Source organism: Pseudomonas sputi (genome assembly GCF_021603585.1).
In the GTDB taxonomy this organism is placed as follows: Bacteria; Pseudomonadota; Gammaproteobacteria; order Pseudomonadales; family Pseudomonadaceae; genus Aquipseudomonas; species Aquipseudomonas sputi.
Genome location: NZ_BQHI01000007.1, coordinates 39725 through 56772, shown reverse-complemented (window position 1 = coordinate 56772; position 17048 = coordinate 39725). Strand labels below are relative to the sequence as shown.

At 57.8% G+C, this 17048-nt stretch carries 16 protein-coding genes and 1 pseudogene; 12 read left to right on the top strand and 5 right to left on the bottom strand.

The window, feature by feature from the left end:
- Positions 1-95 precede the first annotated feature (95 nt).
- The 5 genes and pseudogenes from L6D81_RS12265 to tssI form a co-directional block, all read right to left on the bottom strand.
- Positions 96-1040: a phosphatidate cytidylyltransferase gene (locus tag L6D81_RS12265; RefSeq protein WP_236179766.1), complete on the bottom strand. Its 945-nt coding sequence runs from the start codon at positions 1038-1040 to the stop codon at positions 96-98.
- On the bottom strand, positions 1037-1636 hold the full coding sequence (locus tag L6D81_RS12260; RefSeq protein WP_236179764.1) for a lysophospholipid acyltransferase family protein: 600 nt from the start codon (positions 1634-1636) through the stop codon (positions 1037-1039). The genes L6D81_RS12265 and L6D81_RS12260 overlap by 4 nt, the downstream gene beginning before the upstream one ends.
- On the bottom strand, positions 1623-2255 hold the full coding sequence (locus tag L6D81_RS12255; RefSeq protein WP_236179762.1) for a CDP-alcohol phosphatidyltransferase family protein: 633 nt from the start codon (positions 2253-2255) through the stop codon (positions 1623-1625). Before L6D81_RS12255 ends, L6D81_RS12260 begins: the two co-directional genes overlap by 14 nt.
- Before the next feature lie 82 nt (positions 2256-2337).
- On the bottom strand, positions 2338-3009 hold the full coding sequence (locus tag L6D81_RS12250) for a DUF2931 family protein (RefSeq protein WP_373874304.1): 672 nt from the start codon (positions 3007-3009) through the stop codon (positions 2338-2340).
- Between the two features lie 10 nt (positions 3010-3019).
- Positions 3020-6361, bottom strand: a pseudogene (gene tssI / locus L6D81_RS12245) (type VI secretion system tip protein TssI/VgrG).
- 715 nt (positions 6362-7076) lie between these two features.
- On the opposite strand from tssI, the gene tssA reads away from it, so the two are divergent.
- The 12 genes from tssA to tssG all read left to right on the top strand — a co-directional run bounded on the left by tssA (position 7077) and on the right by tssG (position 17038).
- Positions 7077-8639 carry a type VI secretion system protein TssA gene (gene tssA, locus L6D81_RS12240; RefSeq protein WP_236179758.1) on the top strand — a complete coding sequence of 521 codons (1563 nt, stop codon included), beginning with the start codon at positions 7077-7079 and terminating at the stop codon, positions 8637-8639.
- A gap of 32 nt (positions 8640-8671) precedes the next feature.
- Entirely contained in the window at positions 8672-9175 is a 504-nt protein-coding gene (gene tssB / locus L6D81_RS12235) for a type VI secretion system contractile sheath small subunit (protein ID WP_003229587.1), read from the top strand.
- 28 nt (positions 9176-9203) lie between these two features.
- Entirely contained in the window at positions 9204-10679 is a 1476-nt protein-coding gene (gene tssC / locus L6D81_RS12230) for a type VI secretion system contractile sheath large subunit (protein WP_011336600.1), read from the top strand.
- Between the two features lie 9 nt (positions 10680-10688).
- Positions 10689-11096 carry a type VI secretion system baseplate subunit TssE gene (gene tssE, locus L6D81_RS12225; RefSeq protein WP_064379801.1) on the top strand — a complete coding sequence of 136 codons (408 nt, stop codon included), beginning with the start codon at positions 10689-10691 and terminating at the stop codon, positions 11094-11096.
- 11 nt (positions 11097-11107) lie between these two features.
- Positions 11108-11614 (top strand): PAAR domain-containing protein, encoded by a 507-nt coding sequence (locus L6D81_RS12220; protein WP_236179750.1) that lies wholly within the window; start codon positions 11108-11110, stop codon positions 11612-11614.
- Positions 11615-11617: 3 nt separating this feature from the next.
- On the top strand, positions 11618-12523 hold the full coding sequence (locus tag L6D81_RS12215) for an alpha/beta hydrolase (protein WP_236179749.1): 906 nt from the start codon (positions 11618-11620) through the stop codon (positions 12521-12523).
- A complete protein-coding gene (locus tag L6D81_RS12210) occupies positions 12524-12817 on the top strand; it encodes a hypothetical protein (RefSeq protein ID WP_236179747.1) in 294 nt (97 codons plus the stop codon).
- A gap of 111 nt (positions 12818-12928) precedes the next feature.
- Complete coding sequence (locus tag L6D81_RS12205; protein WP_236179745.1) at positions 12929-13231, top strand: hypothetical protein; 303 nt, start codon at positions 12929-12931, stop codon at positions 13229-13231.
- 128 nt (positions 13232-13359) lie between these two features.
- Positions 13360-13803, top strand: coding sequence for a hypothetical protein (locus tag L6D81_RS12200; RefSeq protein WP_236179743.1), 444 nt, complete (start codon positions 13360-13362; stop codon positions 13801-13803).
- Positions 13804-13820: 17 nt separating this feature from the next.
- The gene (locus tag L6D81_RS12195; RefSeq protein ID WP_373874305.1) at positions 13821-14252 is read left to right on the top strand and encodes a hypothetical protein; all 432 of its coding nucleotides are present in this window, start codon (positions 13821-13823) and stop codon (positions 14250-14252) included.
- 27 nt (positions 14253-14279) lie between these two features.
- A complete protein-coding gene (gene tssF / locus L6D81_RS12190) occupies positions 14280-16067 on the top strand; it encodes a type VI secretion system baseplate subunit TssF (RefSeq protein ID WP_011336593.1) in 1788 nt (595 codons plus the stop codon).
- Positions 16031-17038, top strand: a complete 1008-nt coding sequence (tssG, locus tag L6D81_RS12185; protein WP_039765146.1) for a type VI secretion system baseplate subunit TssG — start codon at positions 16031-16033, stop codon at positions 17036-17038. Before tssF ends, tssG begins: the two co-directional genes overlap by 37 nt.
- Positions 17039-17048 lie beyond the last annotated feature (10 nt).

Sequence of the window (17048 nt, the reverse complement as noted above, 5' to 3'; positions counted from 1 at the left end):
GGCAAACGCCCGGTCAGCCGGACGCGCTGCATGAAAAATGGGCATACCGATTGCGGTCGGATGCCCATTTTTTGTGGCTGATGATTGGGGCTGGATCAGGCCGAGAAGAAGTAGCGGGTCAGGTGAAAGAAGATCGGCGCGGCGAAACAGATCGAGTCCATCCGGTCGAGCATCCCGCCGTGGCCCTTGATCATCGTGCCCCAGTCCTTGGCGCTCAGGCTGCGTTTGATCGCCGACATGGCCAGGCCGCCGAGGAAACCCATCACCACGATGACCAGCGACATCAACAGCGACTGCCAGAAGCTGAACGGTGTCATCCAGAACATGCAGCCGCCGATCAGCGTGGCGGACAGTCCGCCGCCGACCAGACCTTCCACGGTTTTCGACGGGCTCACCAGCGGCGCGACCTTGCGTTTGCCGAAGAGCTTGCCGAACACGTACTGCAATACGTCGCTCATCTGCACCACGAACACCAGGTAGAACAGCAGCAGGGCGTTCTGACCCTGGAAACCCTGCAGGTCCAGCAACAGCAGCGCCGGCGCGTGGCTGATGCAGTAGATGCAGATCATCACGCCCCACTGAATCTTCGCCGTGCGCTCCAGAAAGCCTTCGGTGTCCTGGCTCAGCACGGCAATCGCCGGCAGCAGCAGGAATGCATACACCGGCACCAGCAGCGTGAACATCGAATACCAATGGGTGCCGATCAGCAGGTACTGCAGCGGGATCAGAATGAAAAACGCCGAAAACAGCGCGTTATGGTCACCGCGCGCGGTCGGCGTCAGGGTGATGAACTCGCGCAGCGCAAACAGCGAAATGAAGCCGAACAGCACCACCGTCGCATTGGGGCCAAGCAGCCAGGAGACGAAGAAAATAATCACCATCCCCCACCACGCGTTCACGCGCTGGTTGAGGTTTTCGATGGTCGCGATCGCGCTTTCGCTCTTGGCGCGTCTGGCCAGTACGCCGCCAATCAGCGAGGCCACCGCCAGCAGCCCGGCGATGGCCGCGAAGAACCACAGGAACTTGGTTTCCAGACTCATTTCGACAACCTCACGATGGCGTCACGCGCCCGTTCCAGAAACACCTGTTTTTCCTCGCCTTCTATCCTTTGCAGCGGATCGCCGATGCGGATCGTGCAGATGATCGGCAGCGGCACATGTTTGCCCTTGGGCATCGAGCGATGCAGGTTTTCCAGGTAGATCGGCACCAGATCGACGTCTGGAAAAGTCTCGGCCAGGCGGAAGATTCCGGATTTGAATTGCCCCGGCAGCGCCTGGGTGGAGCGGGTGCCTTCGGGGAAAATGATGATCGAATGACCGGCCCGCACCACATCGAAGATCGGCTCCAGCACATTGGTGCCCGGTGCCGGATTGCGCTCGATCAGCACCGCGTTCAGGCCTTTCTGCGAGATGTACGACAGAAAGCGGTTCTTGCCCCAGTAGTCGGCGGCGGCCACCGGTTTCACGTTCAAACGCGCTTCGGGTGGCAGCGCAGCGATGATCGCCAGGGTGTCCATATGGCTGGTGTGGTTGGCGTAGTAGATGCGCTGGCGCGAGAGGTCCGGTGGGCTTTCCCAGCGAGCGGTTACGCCGATCAAGAAACGCAGCACCGAAATCAGCGCATTACTGATCCACATGGGTATTCCCCTTCAGTTGTCTGGCGATGGCCAGGGTGCGCGTGACGCATGTGGCGACAGAGCCAAGGGCGATGATCACCAGCGCGATCAGCAAAGCGTAGTGGGTCGCGTAGTAAAGGGTTTCGAACACGTTCAACAGCAGCGCCACGGTCATCACCGCCATCCGGTGCTGCTTGGCCATCGGCCCCATGAAGCTCTGCGTGAGCCCTAGAGCGCCGCCGAACACACGGACATACGCTGTCAGCGCAGCGGCCAGTGCTGCGAACCAGCCAAGATCGGACTGGCCGATGGCAAAACCCAAGCCGACGATCAGCAGGCTGTCCGCGACCCGATCCGGAAACTCGTTGTACAGGCTGCCGACGGCCGATTGCTTGCCGCCTTCGATCGCCACCATCCCGTCGAACAGATTGCACAGCAGCCGCAGTTGAATGCCGACGATGCACAAGATTGAACCGGCCACGCCGTTGTCGATGTTCAGCGTCACCGCGCCGAACAGCGCGAAGAGCATGCTGATGACGGAGATCTGGTTGGGGGAGATGTCCCGCTTGACCAGTTCATCCGTGAAGCGTTTCGCCCAGCCCGCCGAGCGGGTCTTGATGGGCCGTCTGTTTTCATCCATTTGCCAATGTCCGTATCAGTGAGGAATTGCAGTAAGTTGAATTGTGGTCGCTGGCGGTAGACGGTGCTCGACAATCGAGTGGTCACCAGGAGTCGTAGGGAATGCCGTATTTTTCGATGTAAGCCTTGGACTCTTCATGGAGCTGTCGATGTCGTCCGTTGGATCTCCCATCGTAGGGGCCTTTGGGGTTGATCGTGGCCTGGACTCGCATGATTTCGGTTGACAAAAGGCACTGACCGCGCAACCAGACCTTGGCGATGCCGCCTGGCGCGAGACCAATGACCATCATATTTCGGTAATCCGTGATCCATTTGCCGTCTGCCCCACAGTAAGCTTTTTCACTCTTGAGCATAACTTGGCGCGCCGACTCCGGAATCTCTATGTAGGCTTCGTAGGTCTGCGGCTCGGCCATGGACTGCCAGCGCACGTAGACCAGACGTGGCAGTGCGGCGCCCGTGACATATCGGCCTTTCCCTGCCGCACTTTCCGGCCACCCTATCGGTTTCCCCCGAAACTTGGCGGGTACACCTTTACTGAGTGGCCGAGGGTAGGAAATGGCCGGAATTCCAAAGGCTGCGCCTCGAAACACGCGCTTGTTGACGTCAACAACGTCGGCAGTTTCGATCCAGACCTCCATGTAATCGGGAGCGAAAAATCTGAGCATCCAGCCGTCGTAAGGCAGTGATTTTCTGTCGGCGAACGCGCAGCCGCCCAGCAAAACAGCCAATGTCAGAGCGAAGACAATCTTGAGCATGTACGAGTTCTCACGCATTGGGGTGCACCACACGAGCGGACTTGTCGGCGGGGCGATTGATAAACAGGATGCTAAGCCCGGTTTCGTTGAATCCCTTCGCAGCATTCCAGTTGGATGACAGATGAATGTAGCGTTGCGCGAGTAGCGCTTGCTCGTTCAGGTTCAGATCGATACTGCGGGTTTCGCCCAACGCATAAGTCATCAGTTTCTTAGCGATACCCTTGAGTTCTTCTGGTAGCACGTATTTCTGATCTTCTTCATCAATTGTCTGGAACTCGACCCCGTGCCTGGTCGCCAACTCCCGCATGATTCGCAGGTAAATCAGGGACAGGTCATTGCGCACGACGCGTTCGCTGTAGACCGCTGCATAGACATTTTTTGATTTGCGCCGATCACCCTTGACGTTGCTGGCCGTTTCCACCGCCCAGGTTTTGACTTGAAGCGTCAGTCCATAGAAATGCAGTGGGTCCTGAAGCCTGCCGAGTTCTTGCTCGGCCAATCGATAAGCGTTGGTCGAAGACGAAGGGGTATTGAAGTCCACGTCGCGACTGCAGCGCGGCTTGCTAAGCAGTACCCGTTCGACAAAATTCGGTAAGTATCCGCCGCCCAAGTCGGAGTGGACGCCCGGCAACACAATGTCGGCGTTTCCGGCGCTGTTAAGCGAAAAGTTGTGGCGGCGTTCGTCCCGGGCAACCAGGTGCACAACTTTCTTTGCAATGTCCGGCGCCAGATACAGATTGACGCCGGGGTTGTTGGCGTCATGGACGCTGAAATCGCCGTCAGCCATGCTGCCTATGGCGGCAGCGGTGTCGAAGATGCCGATGAAGTTGATGCTGACGTCAATGCTCGTCCGCCAAGCGAAACCCTCAAGGAACAATGACGAGTTTGCCGGTATTAACTGTGCCAGTGAACTTTGCTCGCCCTTCATCACTTCATTGGCAAAATGCCTCGCGGCAGCCGCGCCGCGACTGAAGCCGAAGATGTCGAACTGAACTGTCTTAACCTTCCGGATTGGGTTTTCCGACTTGAAAATATCAATTCCTTCAAAGATGCGCGCTCGGCTCTGTTTGACTTTCGCCAATACACCTTGTGCACCTGTGCCGGTCATCTGCGAAAAAACCGAGTCGTCCTGATTGGTGCTTGTACCGATGCCATCAAGATAGATCGGGATGTACGCGATAGTTTCGTCCTCAGATAGTTGCCGGTTCTGATCATCTTTATACAACCCATACAACCTCGCCACATTGCTCGCATCATTCCCATAACTGTTATCCGGCACATTGCCCTGTCCGTCATACCCATGCATCTGGCAGAACTGTCGAATGTCCTCGGCTTCCTCCTCAAGATTCACATCCCGCGCATAGCAGCCTTTCACTTGTTCGCTATTGAACAGATTGTTCCCCGTCCCATCGAAAAACACGCCGATCCGCAAGGTGATGCCGGCAGGCATTTCATCTTCCAGTTCAACTTCTTCCTCCTCTTCTTCAAGTTCGCCGTCTTCCGAGTCTTTATTGGAGGAGGAAGTCAGTCCGGCCGCCAAGGCACCCGCCATCGCGGCTTCTGGATGATCAGCGGCTTCGCTGGCGGACGTCTTTCCACCCGCCACCATCTCGGTACTGCTGAAGATCCCGCCCCTGTCGATCACGATATGGTGACCGCCCGCCTTCAGCGTGATGCTGGCGCCGGCATCCAGCACCACGCTGGCGCCGGCCTTGATCTGCACTTGCTGGCCCGCCTCGACGGTAATGATTTTCCCGGCCGTCGTCTGGCTGCTGCCCTGGATGCTTTCCCAACGATCACGCCCGACCGCCAGCCGGCTGTCATGGAGAACCTGCCGCTCCATGTCGCGCTGGGCACGCAGGTAGACCAGTTCCAGTCCGGCGCGGTCTTCAATCGTCAGTTCGTTGTAGCCACCCGTGTCAGGCGAGCTGCGGCTGCGCAGCACGGTTCGGGTCTTGTGCTCGGGAAGCTTGTAGGGCGCGGGGGTGACCTTGTTGATCACGCAGCCGGTAATCAGCGGCTGGTCGGGATCACCTTCCACGAAGGTCACCACCACTTCCATTCCGATGCGGGGGAGGGCGATGGCACCGAAACCGTTCCCGGCCCAGCTCGACGACACCCGCACCCAGCAACTGCTGCGCTCACTGTTTAATTCGGCGCGGTCCCAGTGGAATTCGACTTTTACGCGGCCGAATTCATCGCAGTAGATCTCTTCGCCTTTGGGGCCAGTCACTCGAGCGGTCTGGCTGACCAGCGGTGGCCGGCGTGCGGGCAGTGGCGGGCGGAAAACCACCTCGGCCGGAATCGCGCGGAAGGTGTTGCGATAGCCTTGGGTAAAGCCGTCCGCCGATTGAGTTTCGCTGCTAACCGACTCTTCGAGCACTTGCGGCTGCCGTCCGGTGTGGGTGACACCGAGCAGCAGCCACAGAGCGTTGTATTTCTGGCGAGGGTGTTCGGTCAGTTCAAGCAGATGGCCGCAGCGCAAGGTAGGTTGGTTGCTTTAACCCTCTGCCATTTCATAGTCTGCGCGATGGCGCTCCAAGGCCTGACGGGCCAGTTGCTTGCCACGCTTTTCGTTGTCTAGCGGCAACGGGTATTGGTAGTCCTCAAGCGTCGGGGTGAATTCGGCGCTGAAGCGGCATTCGATTAAAAGCGTCGGTCGCCTCAGGTCATAGTCGCGTCGCGTGACCCGGCTTGTCCGGGTGGCGGCGCGCAAGGAAAACCTGCTGACTACTGGATATACCGGGACCATCCCGCTATCCCGGCGATAGGGTGTGGCGCGCAAAGTCGGGAGGAAAACCGCGTCATCGGTGAACACCAGCAAATGGCCTTGCGCGGAGTGCTGGTGATGCCAGGCGATGCCCTCCTCGGCACACAAGCGCTGAATGAACTCGAAATCACTTTCGCCGTATTGGGTGCAGTACTCCCGTGCCGACAGGGGCTGGACATGAAAGGTGAATGCATCGGCGAGGATGCCGTGTCGCTTGAGTGTTTGCGTGATGATCTGCGGAACGGTCTGACTTTGGTAAATCCGTTGACCGTGACTGAACTGCAAATAGTGCAGGCTCGGCACCAGAGTCAGGCGATAACGGGTCAGGCGTTTGTCGGATTCACCCGCCAACACATCGTCGATGCGTCCATGAATGCCTTCACCGTTCAGGCCGAACTGCAGGAAGGCAGGCTGACTGAGCAGGCCTTCCATATCGAAGTCGGGGTCTTCACTGACCAGTTCGACGTGGATGGCATAAAGGGTGCTGATGGTCTCGGTGCCTTCGAAGGCCAGCACCTTGAAGTCGTTGCGAACAGCGGGAATCTGCAGCGTAAAGCGCGCAGAACTGACAGCTCCAGACATACGCTTGTCCTTAAGCAGAGAGGGGAAGACGGCGTGATGTCGAAACCCTCCCTGGTCAGCGCACGCGAACATTGGCCGGCACGCTAACAAGGCGTTAAACAGATTTATGTAAGAAGGATCGCTTGTTTAAGTCGGAGCTTTCCGCGTTGTAAAACAACGTGGAAATTGTGGGAAATGGCTGTGAGAAAGTGACGGTGGGTGATTGGAATCCTGCGTAATAGTCTTGTGCAACCAAGGATTCAGGACTTTTAAACATATAGATGCCATCAAATTGATGGCACTTTTAATGTTGTCTGTTGTCGCCAGTCAATTGTTAATAAATGGAGGTGTATTTTCGGAAGCGTCCTACTTTAAATTTTTTCCGGGTTTGTCATGCTTTCTCCGCTTACTTGTGGAACGAGCGTGCAGATGTTCTCGATGACGCGCTCCGGCCGCTCTGGCCCAATGCTTTCGGAAGGGATAGGCGAAAAAGTGAAATATTAAGGGACATCAGGGAATCCCCTGTCACATATAGGGCGATCTCCTACAGAGCCCAATGAACAGTTCGTCTTGTTGTTTAATCAGATGCTTGCTAGTGGCCATCATAGTGATTACGATGCGCCCACTTGAAAGAGCACGCACTCAATTGGATGAGTCTTTCGACTGCTCTTCGATACTGTCCCGCGCCGCTGCAACTCCAATAGGCGCACGACCGTAATCCAAATAAAGGCCATGGATGTCCTACTCAAGCAAACTTTCTGCCCATTACCTCGAACTCGCTAAAGTCTCTGTTTCCAAAGAGAATTTTGCGGGTGAAGACGTTCGTTTCTCGAGCGAATTCGAGGCCCTGGAAAGCGAGCTGGCCAAAGCCTCGTCGATGCACGAAAGCGGGCAGATCGACTGGCTGAAAATTCGCGAAAACAGCGAAAACCTCCTGCGTACCCAATCCAAGGATTTGCGTGTCGGCGCCTGGCTGACCTGGTCGCTGTACCAGCGTGAATCCTTCCCCGGTCTGCTGGCCGGCCTCGGTTTGCTGCACCATTTGTCGGAAAACAACTGGGCCGAGATTCACCCGCTCAAACCCCGTACCCGGGCCGCCGCCATCGGCTGGCTGGTGCCGCGTCTCGAGCAGGTGATCACCGAGAACATCGCGATCAAGGAACAGCTGCCGATGTTCCGGCAGTTGTCCGAGCATCTGTCCGGTCTCGACGCGGTGTGCACCGAGCATCTGGGCGATGATGCGCCGCTGCTGCTGCCGCTCTCCCGCCGTCTGAAAACCATGATCCAGCGCGCCGCCGACAACCAGCCGGCGCCCGGCGTGGTGGGCGCGGCGGTGGCCCAGGTCAAGCAGGCCGCCAGCCAGTTGCTGGCGCCGGGCGCACCGATCGACAACGAGAAAGAGGCCCACAAGGCCCTGCGCGCCCAACAGGAAAGCGCCCGTCCGCTGTGCGCCTGGTGGCTCAAGCAGAAAGCTACCGACCTGCGCGCCCTGCGCCTCAACCGCACCTTGCTGTGGATGACCATCGACGCGGTGCCCGAGCGTAACGCCGAGCAGATCACCGTGCTGCGTGGGTTGCCGATCGACAAGCTCAAGCAGTATCAGGACCGTTTCGATCAGGGCAAATACGCCGACCTGCTGGTGGAACTGGAGGCGAGCCTGGCGAAGGCGCCGTTCTGGTTCGATGGCCAGCGAATGGTCTGGGAATGTCTTCAGAACCTCAACGCCGAGCTGGCCATGCGCGAAGTGGAAATCCACTTCGCGCTTTTGATTCAGCGCCTGCCCGGCATCATCGAGCTGCGTTTCCATGACGGCGCGCCGTTCGCCGATCCGTCCACTCGGGCGTGGATCGCCGGCAACGTCATGCCGCACCTGCAAAGCGCCAGCGCGCCGCGCAAGGTCGAGACCGAGAACGTCGAAACCCAGCCGGCCTGGGAAAAGGCCCTCGAAGAAGTCCAGCCGATCCTGCGCAAGGAAGGCCTCAAACCCGCAGTGCAGATCCTCAAGCAGGGGCTGCAATCGGCGCACGGCGGGCGCGAACGCTTCTTCTGGCAGTTCGCCCTCGCGCGGCTGTGCTTCCTGGCCAAGAAATACGAACTGGCCAAGAACCAGCTCGAAACCCTCGATCAGACATTACAGGACTCAGGCCTGCACGCCTGGGAGCCCGATCTTGCATTGGAAGTGCTGCACCTGCTGCACAGTTGCTGCGAGTTGTTACCGCAGAACCATGCCGTACGTGAACGCAAGGAAGAGATTTATCGCAGGCTGTGCCACCTCGACCTCGAAGTGGTACTCGAATAGGCCCCAGGGCCACAACCGCAAGGAGAAAAGCCATGGCCAAAGAAGGCTCGGTAGCCCCCAAGGAACGCATCAACGTCACCTTCAAACCCGCCACCGGCGGTGCTCAGGAAGAGATTGAACTGCCGCTGAAGCTGCTGGCAATCGGTGACTACACCCACCGCAAGGACGATCGCAAGATCGAGGATCGCAAGCCGATCAGCATCGACAAGATGACCTTCGACGAAGTGCTGGCCAAGCAAGAGCTGGGTCTGACGCTGAGCGTGCCGAACCGTCTGCAGGAAGATGGCGAGGCCGACGAGCTGGCCGTGCAACTGCGCGTCAACTCCATGAAGGACTTCAACCCGGCCAGTCTGGTCGAGCAAGTGCCTGAGCTGAAAAAACTGATGGAACTGCGCGACGCGCTGGTGGCCCTCAAAGGCCCGCTGGGTAACGCACCTGCGTTCCGTAAAGCCATCGAAGGCGTGCTCGCCGACGATGAATCCCGCGGTCGCGTACTCGGTGAGCTGGGCCTGAACGCCGCAGCCCCGGACGCTTGAGACTCCAGCAGCCAAGGAAGCCAACACAATGAGCACTAGCGCAGCACAACAGAACGCCGCAGAAAACGGCGAGTACAGCATTCTCGACAGCATCATCGCCGAAACCCGCCTGACGCCGGACGACGAAGCCTACGACATCGCCAAGCGCGGTGTGTCGGCGTTCATCGAAGAGCTGCTCAAGCCGCAGAACAACGGTGAGCCGGTCAAGAAAGCCATGGTTGACCGCATGATCGCCGAGATCGATGCCAAGCTCAGCCGTCAGATGGACGAAATCCTGCACCACCCGGACTTCCAGGCGCTGGAATCGTCGTGGCGTGGCCTGCAACTGCTGGTCGACCGCACCAACTTCCGCGAAAACATCAAGATCGAAATCCTCAACGTCTCCAAAGAAGACCTGCTGGACGATTTCGAAGACTCGCCGGAAGTCATGCAGTCGGGCCTGTACAAGCACATCTACACCGCTGAATACGGCCAGTTCGGTGGTCAGCCGGTTGGCGCGATCATTGCCAACTACTACATGTCCCCAAGCTCGCCGGACGTGAAGCTGATGCAGTACGTGTCCAGCGTAGCCTGCATGTCCCACGCGCCGTTCATCGCCGCCGCCGGCCCGAAATTCTTCGGTCTGGAAAGCTTCACCGGTCTGCCGGACCTGAAGGATCTGAAAGATCACTTCGAAGGCCCGCAATTCGCCAAATGGCAGAGCTTCCGTACTTCGGAAGACTCTCGCTACGTTGGCCTGACCGTGCCGCGTTTCCTGCTGCGTAACCCGTACGACCCGGAAGAAAACCCGGTCAAATCGTTCGTGTACAAGGAAAACGTTGCCAACAGCCACGAGCACTACCTGTGGGGCAACACCGCTTACGCGTTCGGCACCAAGCTGACCGACAGCTTCGCCAAATTCCGCTGGTGCCCGAACATCATCGGCCCACAGAGCGGCGGCGCGGTTGAAGACCTGCCTCTGCACCACTTCGAAAGCATGGGCGAAATCGAAACCAAGATTCCTACCGAGGTTCTGGTTTCCGACCGTCGTGAATACGAACTGGCCGAGGAAGGCTTCATCTCCCTGACCATGCGCAAAGGCTCCGACAACGCGGCGTTCTTCTCCGCAAGCTCCGTGCAGAAGCCGAAGTTCTTCGGCATCAGCGCAGAAGGCAAGGCGGCAGAGCTGAACTACAAGCTCGGCACCCAACTGCCGTACATGATGATCGTCAACCGCCTGGCTCACTACCTGAAAGTGCTGCAGCGCGAGCAACTCGGTTCGTGGAAAGAGCGTACCGACCTCGAGCTGGAACTGAACAAGTGGATCCGCCAGTACGTGGCCGACCAGGAAAACCCGAGCGCCGAAGTACGTGGCCGTCGTCCGCTGCGCGCTGCGCAAGTGATCGTCAGCGACGTTGAAGGCGAGCCGGGCTGGTACCGCGTCAGCCTGAACGTGCGTCCGCACTTCAAGTACATGGGTGCCGATTTCACCCTGTCGCTGGTTGGCAAGCTGGACAAAGAGTAAGAGCGACTCATGGACGGATACGGCAGCCTTTTCGAACGCCTCAATGGCGACGCGGAACAGCGCAAGGGCAAGAGCCTCGAGGCTTCGGCCATGGCGTCGGTGGCTGCCCATCTGGCCAAAATGCTCAGCACCCGGGCCGGCAGCGTGCAAACGCTGTCCGACTACGGGTTGCCCGATCTCAATGACATGCGCCTGAGCCTGCACGACTCCCTGAGTCAGGCCCGCCTGGCCATCGAAAGCTTCATCGAAGCCTACGAACCGCGCCTGAGCAACGTGCGTGTCATTTCCCTGCCGCGTGACCACGACCAGCTTCGCCTGGCCTTCAGCATCGAAGGCCTGCTGGAAGTCGAGGGTTTCAAGCGTCAGGTCAGTTTCGCCGCGCGCCTGGATGGCAGCGGTCAAGTGAAGGTCAACTAAGGAGAACCCCGATGTCTGGCAAACCTGCAGCACGCGTATCCGACCCCACCGCTTGCCCGCTCCCCGGCCACGGCACCAACCCGATCGCCGCCGGTTCTGGCGACGTGTTCTTCGACGGCCTCGCGGCTGCCCGCCAAGGCGATGCCTCGGCGTGCGGTGGTGCGTTGGTCGGCGATCTTGCGACTACGGTTCTGATCAACGGCAAGCCGGCTGCCACTGTTGGTTCGGTAGGTTCTCATGGCAACAAGGTCACTGCTGGATCAGGGACGGTGATTATCGGCAATTCGCATTCGCCGGCGCCGTTTGTGCCGCCATTGCCGTTGATTCTTCCTGGTTTTGATGAGCAGTTCGCCCTTACCGACGAGTCTGGCGCCCCGATGGCTGATCGCCGATATCTCATCGTTCGGCAAGATGGATCGCAGGAAGAGGGTGTTACCAACGCAAAAGGATTCACTCATCGGCTATCTCGCCACGAAAGTGCAGAGACAGTTGAAATCTATGTCGCAAAGGGAGATTGATAGATGGGCGCTGACGTCATCAATACTTCAAGTGGTGCTTTTTCGAAAGTTGCAACGATGAGCAGTACCCCAACCAAGGACCTCACGCCTAAGCCTATCGTTGTTGAACAAGGTCTGACGGTATTCCTGGGTGGGGCTGGAATGATCGGTGCTTACAACGCGGATATGGTTGCAGCACTCAAGGAAGCCGGCATTCCCAATGCTGTATTTGGTAACTATTCATCTCTCACGGCAGGGCTGGATAAACATGTCCCAGACATGGTGGACATGCTAAGCGATGCGGCCTCTGTCGTTTTATATAATCAAGATGAAAGTGATCCGGTCATATTTGAATATGGCGAGCTGCAGAAGTGCACTTATGGTGGTGAGTACATAGAGAAGAAATATCTCTACGGCTTAATTACGATCAAAAGTAATAGCGTTGTGGAGTGTACGCCCACCAGCGATATTCTAGCCGTAAAAATTAGTCGCGATGTTTCGAAAATAAAGGCGACGGAATTTCCTCTCGAATCAATGGAAATTACAAAACCATTACCCAAGGTCGGGCAGTTCAATATAGTCGGATACTCTTGGGGGTCCGTAATCGCAGCGCGAACGGCAATGTATTACGCGCGCTCGGGCGTAAAAGTTGATCACGTTGTCCTCATCGGTGCTCCGATTAATAAAAGCCTGAAGGATGCAGTGAGCAGTCACGAAAATATAGGTAAGGCAATAATCATAAACCTGCAGGACAAGGGCGATCCTATTTACGCCGGCATGACTGACAAGGAGTTGGTGGACTCTGCATTGGAGCTGGGTAAGCAGATGCCTACGGCGGAGGGGCACTTTTACTACTCCGGAGACACGGCTGACGGGAAGGCCAGACGGCGTGAGCTTGCGAAGCTCCTTTACTCAAAGGGTCTTCGTTAAATGTTTCGCGTTTTCTATTTTTTGATATCAGCTCTGTTGCTGCTGATGTCGCTCACCGAGCCCCAGAGTAAATGGTCGGTGGGTGGCGTTGAGTTGTATGGGTATTTTTTTGTTTTTTGTATTGTTGTTTATGTTCCATTGATGGTCGCTGCCTTGTTTTTTTTTACAAGGTCGTTGGTTGTGATCGTTAGAACAAGAAATCTGCGAAATGGGGTCATGCCTTTGGTTACGGCTTTTGCAGGTGCGATCGCCCTCTATGAATTTAACTATTGGGTGTTCAATGTTATTTACTGACTCGAAAAATATGAGGCTGTGCGGATCCTGTTATTGCGACATTTTTCGCGCGCCAGAAGCTCTGCGTCAATTATGGTTTGCGCTCCCTCTTCGCTTCGAGGTCCTGCGCTGATGAATTACGCAGTGAAAATAAAGTTGATGATCTTCATGGCGATAGCCCTCGTTTTTCCATTTTTGGTGTTCGAGGTGTTCGCAGTTTTCAAATTGGATTTTGCGGAGCCGTATAGTTATGCGTTGTCCGTTCCATTGGTAATTTTTTCTTTTTTTATTTTGCAGTTTGCTATCGGCTTGAGTGTTGTAAAAGGTTGGGCCTCTAGTGGTATGCCTAAAAACTACGTTTATTTGTTTTTTTGGGTTTTTAGTACCGCTTTGCTTTTCGCTCTTCCTAAGGCTTTTGGCAGAGGTGGAGTTTAAATGCAGGGATATCTGGCGGGAGTGGCTGACAGCGATTCGAGCTGGCATCGTTTGCTGACCTACATCGTTCTGGCGTCTGTCGTCGCAATTCATGGTGCAGGTACTTGGTACGGGAATGTGAAGCCGGCATGAACATCTACGCCCGCGTTGCCATGAACCTGGCTTTCCATGCCGCTGGATGTGTTGCGTACGTTTTCCTGAACGACGCAGTGGTCGTTGCCTACAAAGCATTCAACGGCGGCTTCACCACCCGTGGCGTGGGCATCGGCATCGCACATTACATGTTCATTTATATTTTTTTCGCGGTGAACGCACTGGCCGCTGTGTTCCCGAAGCTATGGGCAAAACTCGGCCTGCTCGCGCTGATGGTCTCTTGGATTCTATTCATGATGGTGCCCGACAACCCGTTGCGGGCGCTGTTCTACACCGTGGCTCAGGGGGGGGTGACGTTGCTGGCGATTCTGGCCACGCAGGTCATTGAGCTGCGCCTGGAAAAGCGCGCGTTGATGCGGCAGGCATTGCCTGCGATTGCTTCGCAGGACGTGGTTTCGCAGATGAGGGCTTGCCCGTGATCGGGGTATCGAACCAGATGCCCATCCTCAGCCGCGCGCAGCTGAGTTTTTTCATGGGTGCCTTGTGGACGCCATTCTTGGCCATGCTCGCGTTTTCATCCTATGGCCTGTGGATTGGCGAATATTCGACATTCGATTCGTCCGAGACCCACTGGGTGTATCTGTTGTGGTTCGGCATGCCCGGACTGTTGTTGTTTGCGCTGTGGGTATCGCGGGCCGCGAAGAGCCGCAATGAGCAGCAGGCGCTGCGAATGGTCTGGCTGGCGCCGTTGAAGATCATCCCTTTCTACGCGGTGCCCTGGATGCTTTATGGCTTGTGCAGCCTGGTCGTCGGGCCGTTCGACAGTGCTTTCATGGCCTACGGCTGGATCCTGCTTGTGCCATACCTCCTGATCGCCGGTTACTTCTGCGCCGGCGTGACGGTTGCGCTCTACAGGATATTTTTTTGATGAGTTCCACTACCAGGCAGGTAACCCGTGTCCTTTAACCACTACTACCAAAGCGAACTCACCGCACTGCGCCAACTGGGCCGCCGTTTCGCCGAGCGTAGTCCGGCGTTGGCGCCGTTCCTGGGGCAGGCCGGGCGGGATCCGGATGTGGAGCGGTTGCTGGAAGGCTTTGCGTTTCTGACCGGGCGGCTGCGCCAGAAGCTCGATGACGAGTTGCCGGAGCTCAGCCATTCCCTGATGCAGTTGCTCTGGCCGAACTACATGCGCCCGCTGCCGGCGTTCAGCATTCTGCAGTTCGACCCGCTCAAGCGTTCGGGTCCGGCGCTAAAGGTCGAGCGTGACACGCCGATCGAGAGCGTGCCGATCGAAGACGTGCGTTGCCGCTTCCGCACCTGCTACCCGACCGAAGTCATGGCGCTGGATCTGGCCGCGCTGAACTACTCGGTGAAAGGCGACGGTTCGTTGCTCAGCCTGCGCCTGGAGATGAGTGCCGACGGCCACCTCGGCGAGCTGGAGCTGAGCAAACTGCGCCTGCACTTTGCCGGCGAGCGCTACATCAGCCAGATGCTCTACCTGAGCCTGCTGCGCAACCTCGACGGCATCGAACTGATCCCGCTCGACGGCGCCGGCAAGCCGATCGATGGCGTGAGCGGCAAGCCGATGGCGTTCAAGATTCCGGGCGATCGGGTCAAACCGGTGGGCTTTGCCGAAGAAGAAGCGCTGATCCCGTATCCGCTGAACACCTTCCGCGGCTATCGCTATCTGCAGGAATACTTCGCCTTCCAGGACAAGTTCCTGTTCGTTGATGTCCACGGCCTCGACATTCTCAAGGCGCTGCCGGAAGACACGCTCAAGCAGATGCGCGGCCTGGAATTGCGCTTCGACATCCGCAAGAGCGGCATCATGCGCATGCGTCCGACCCTGGATAACGTGAAGCTGTTCTGCACGCCGATCGTCAACCTGTTCAAGCACGACGCGCTGCCGATCCGCCTCGACGGCAAACAGGACGAATACCTGCTGCTGCCGGCCGAATACGATCTGGAAAACTGCGGCGTGTTCTCGGTGGAGACCGTGACTGGCTGGAAACCCGGCGGCCTCGGTTATCAGGAATACGTGCCGTTCGAATCCTTCGAGCACGACCCAAGTTTCGACGTGCCCAACAGCCGTCCGCATTACAGCATCCGCCAGCGTTCGTCGCTGCTGCACGACGGCCTCGACACCTACCTGAGCTTCGGCATCCGCCACACCGAAGCCCACGAAACCCTGTCGATCGAGCTGGTCTGCACCAACCAGAACCTGCCGCGCAAACTCAAGCTCGGGCAGATCTGCATGGCGTGCGAAGAGACCCCGGAGTTCCTGAGTTTCCGCAACATCACCCCGGCCACTTCCAGTTTCGCGCCGCCGCTGAACCGTGACTTCCTGTGGAAGCTGATCAGCAACATGTCGCTTAACTATCTGTCGCTGGCCGACGTCAATGCACTGAAGGTGATTCTCGAAACCTACGACCTGCCGCGCTACTACGACCAGCACGCGGAGAAGGTCAGCAAACGCCTGCTCGGCGGCCTCAAGCACATCAAGCATCACCACGTGGACCGCTTGCACCGTGGTTTGCCGGTGCGCGGTTTGCGCACCGAACTGACCATCGACCCGGAAGGGTATATCGGTGAGGGCGACCTGTTCGTCTTCGCCTCGGTTCTCAACGAGTTTTTCGCGCTTTACGCCAGTCTCAATTCATTCCATGAGCTGCGGGTAAAAAGCACACAGGGAGAGGTGTACCAATGGACACCACGTATGGGCCTGCAGCCCCTGCTTTAAGCGGGCTGACGAAGGTAATACGCGAGTACTCGCTGTTTCAGGCCGTGCTGCTGGTGATCGACCGGCTGCGCGATGCGCACCCGTACCTGAGCGAAGACGATTTGTACGACCAGCTGGAATTCCAGGCCAACCCGAGCCTCGGATTTCCGCGCAGCGACGTCGATCGCGTGGAGTTTTTCGAAGAGCACGGGCAGATGCGCGCGCGCCTGCGGTTCAACCTGATCGGCCTGGTCGGCTCCGGTTCGCCGCTGCCGGCGTTCTATGGCGAGCAAGCCCTGGGCGACAGCGAAGACGGCAACCCGACGCGCAACTTTCTCGACCTGTTCCACCATCGCCTGCAACGGCTGATGCTGCCGATCTGGCGCAAGTACCGCTACCGCGCGAGCTTCCAGAGTGGCGCGGTCGACCCGTTTTCCTCGCAGCTGTTCGCCCTGATCGGCCTCGGCGGCGACGAGATCCGCAAGGCCAAGGAACTGAACTGGAAACGCCTGCTGCCGTACCTCGGCCTGCTCAGTCTGCGGGCGCACTCGGCGGCGCTGATCGAAGCGGTGCTGCGTTACTACTTCAAGCACGAAGACCTGGTCATCGAGCAATGCATCGAGCGCCGCGTGGAAATCCTCGAAGAGCAGCGCAACCGCCTCGGCTTCGCCAACAGCGTGCTGGGTGAAGACCTGGTGCTGGGCGAACGCGTGCGCGATCGCAGCGGCAAATTCCGCATCCACATCACCGAACTCGACTGGGAGCGATTCCACGAATTCCTGCCCATCGGTTTCGGTTACCAGCCGCTCTGCGCGCTGGTGCGGTTCACCTTGCGTGACCCGCTCGATTACGACATTCGCCTGGTGCTGCGTCCGGAAGAAATCCGCGAACTGCGCATTGGCGAGAAGAACGACTGTCGCCTGGGGTGGACCAGTTGGCTGGGCTGCGAAAAAGCAGACGGCGTGGTGACCTTGGGCAGCAAAATTCATTAAGGACGTGAGC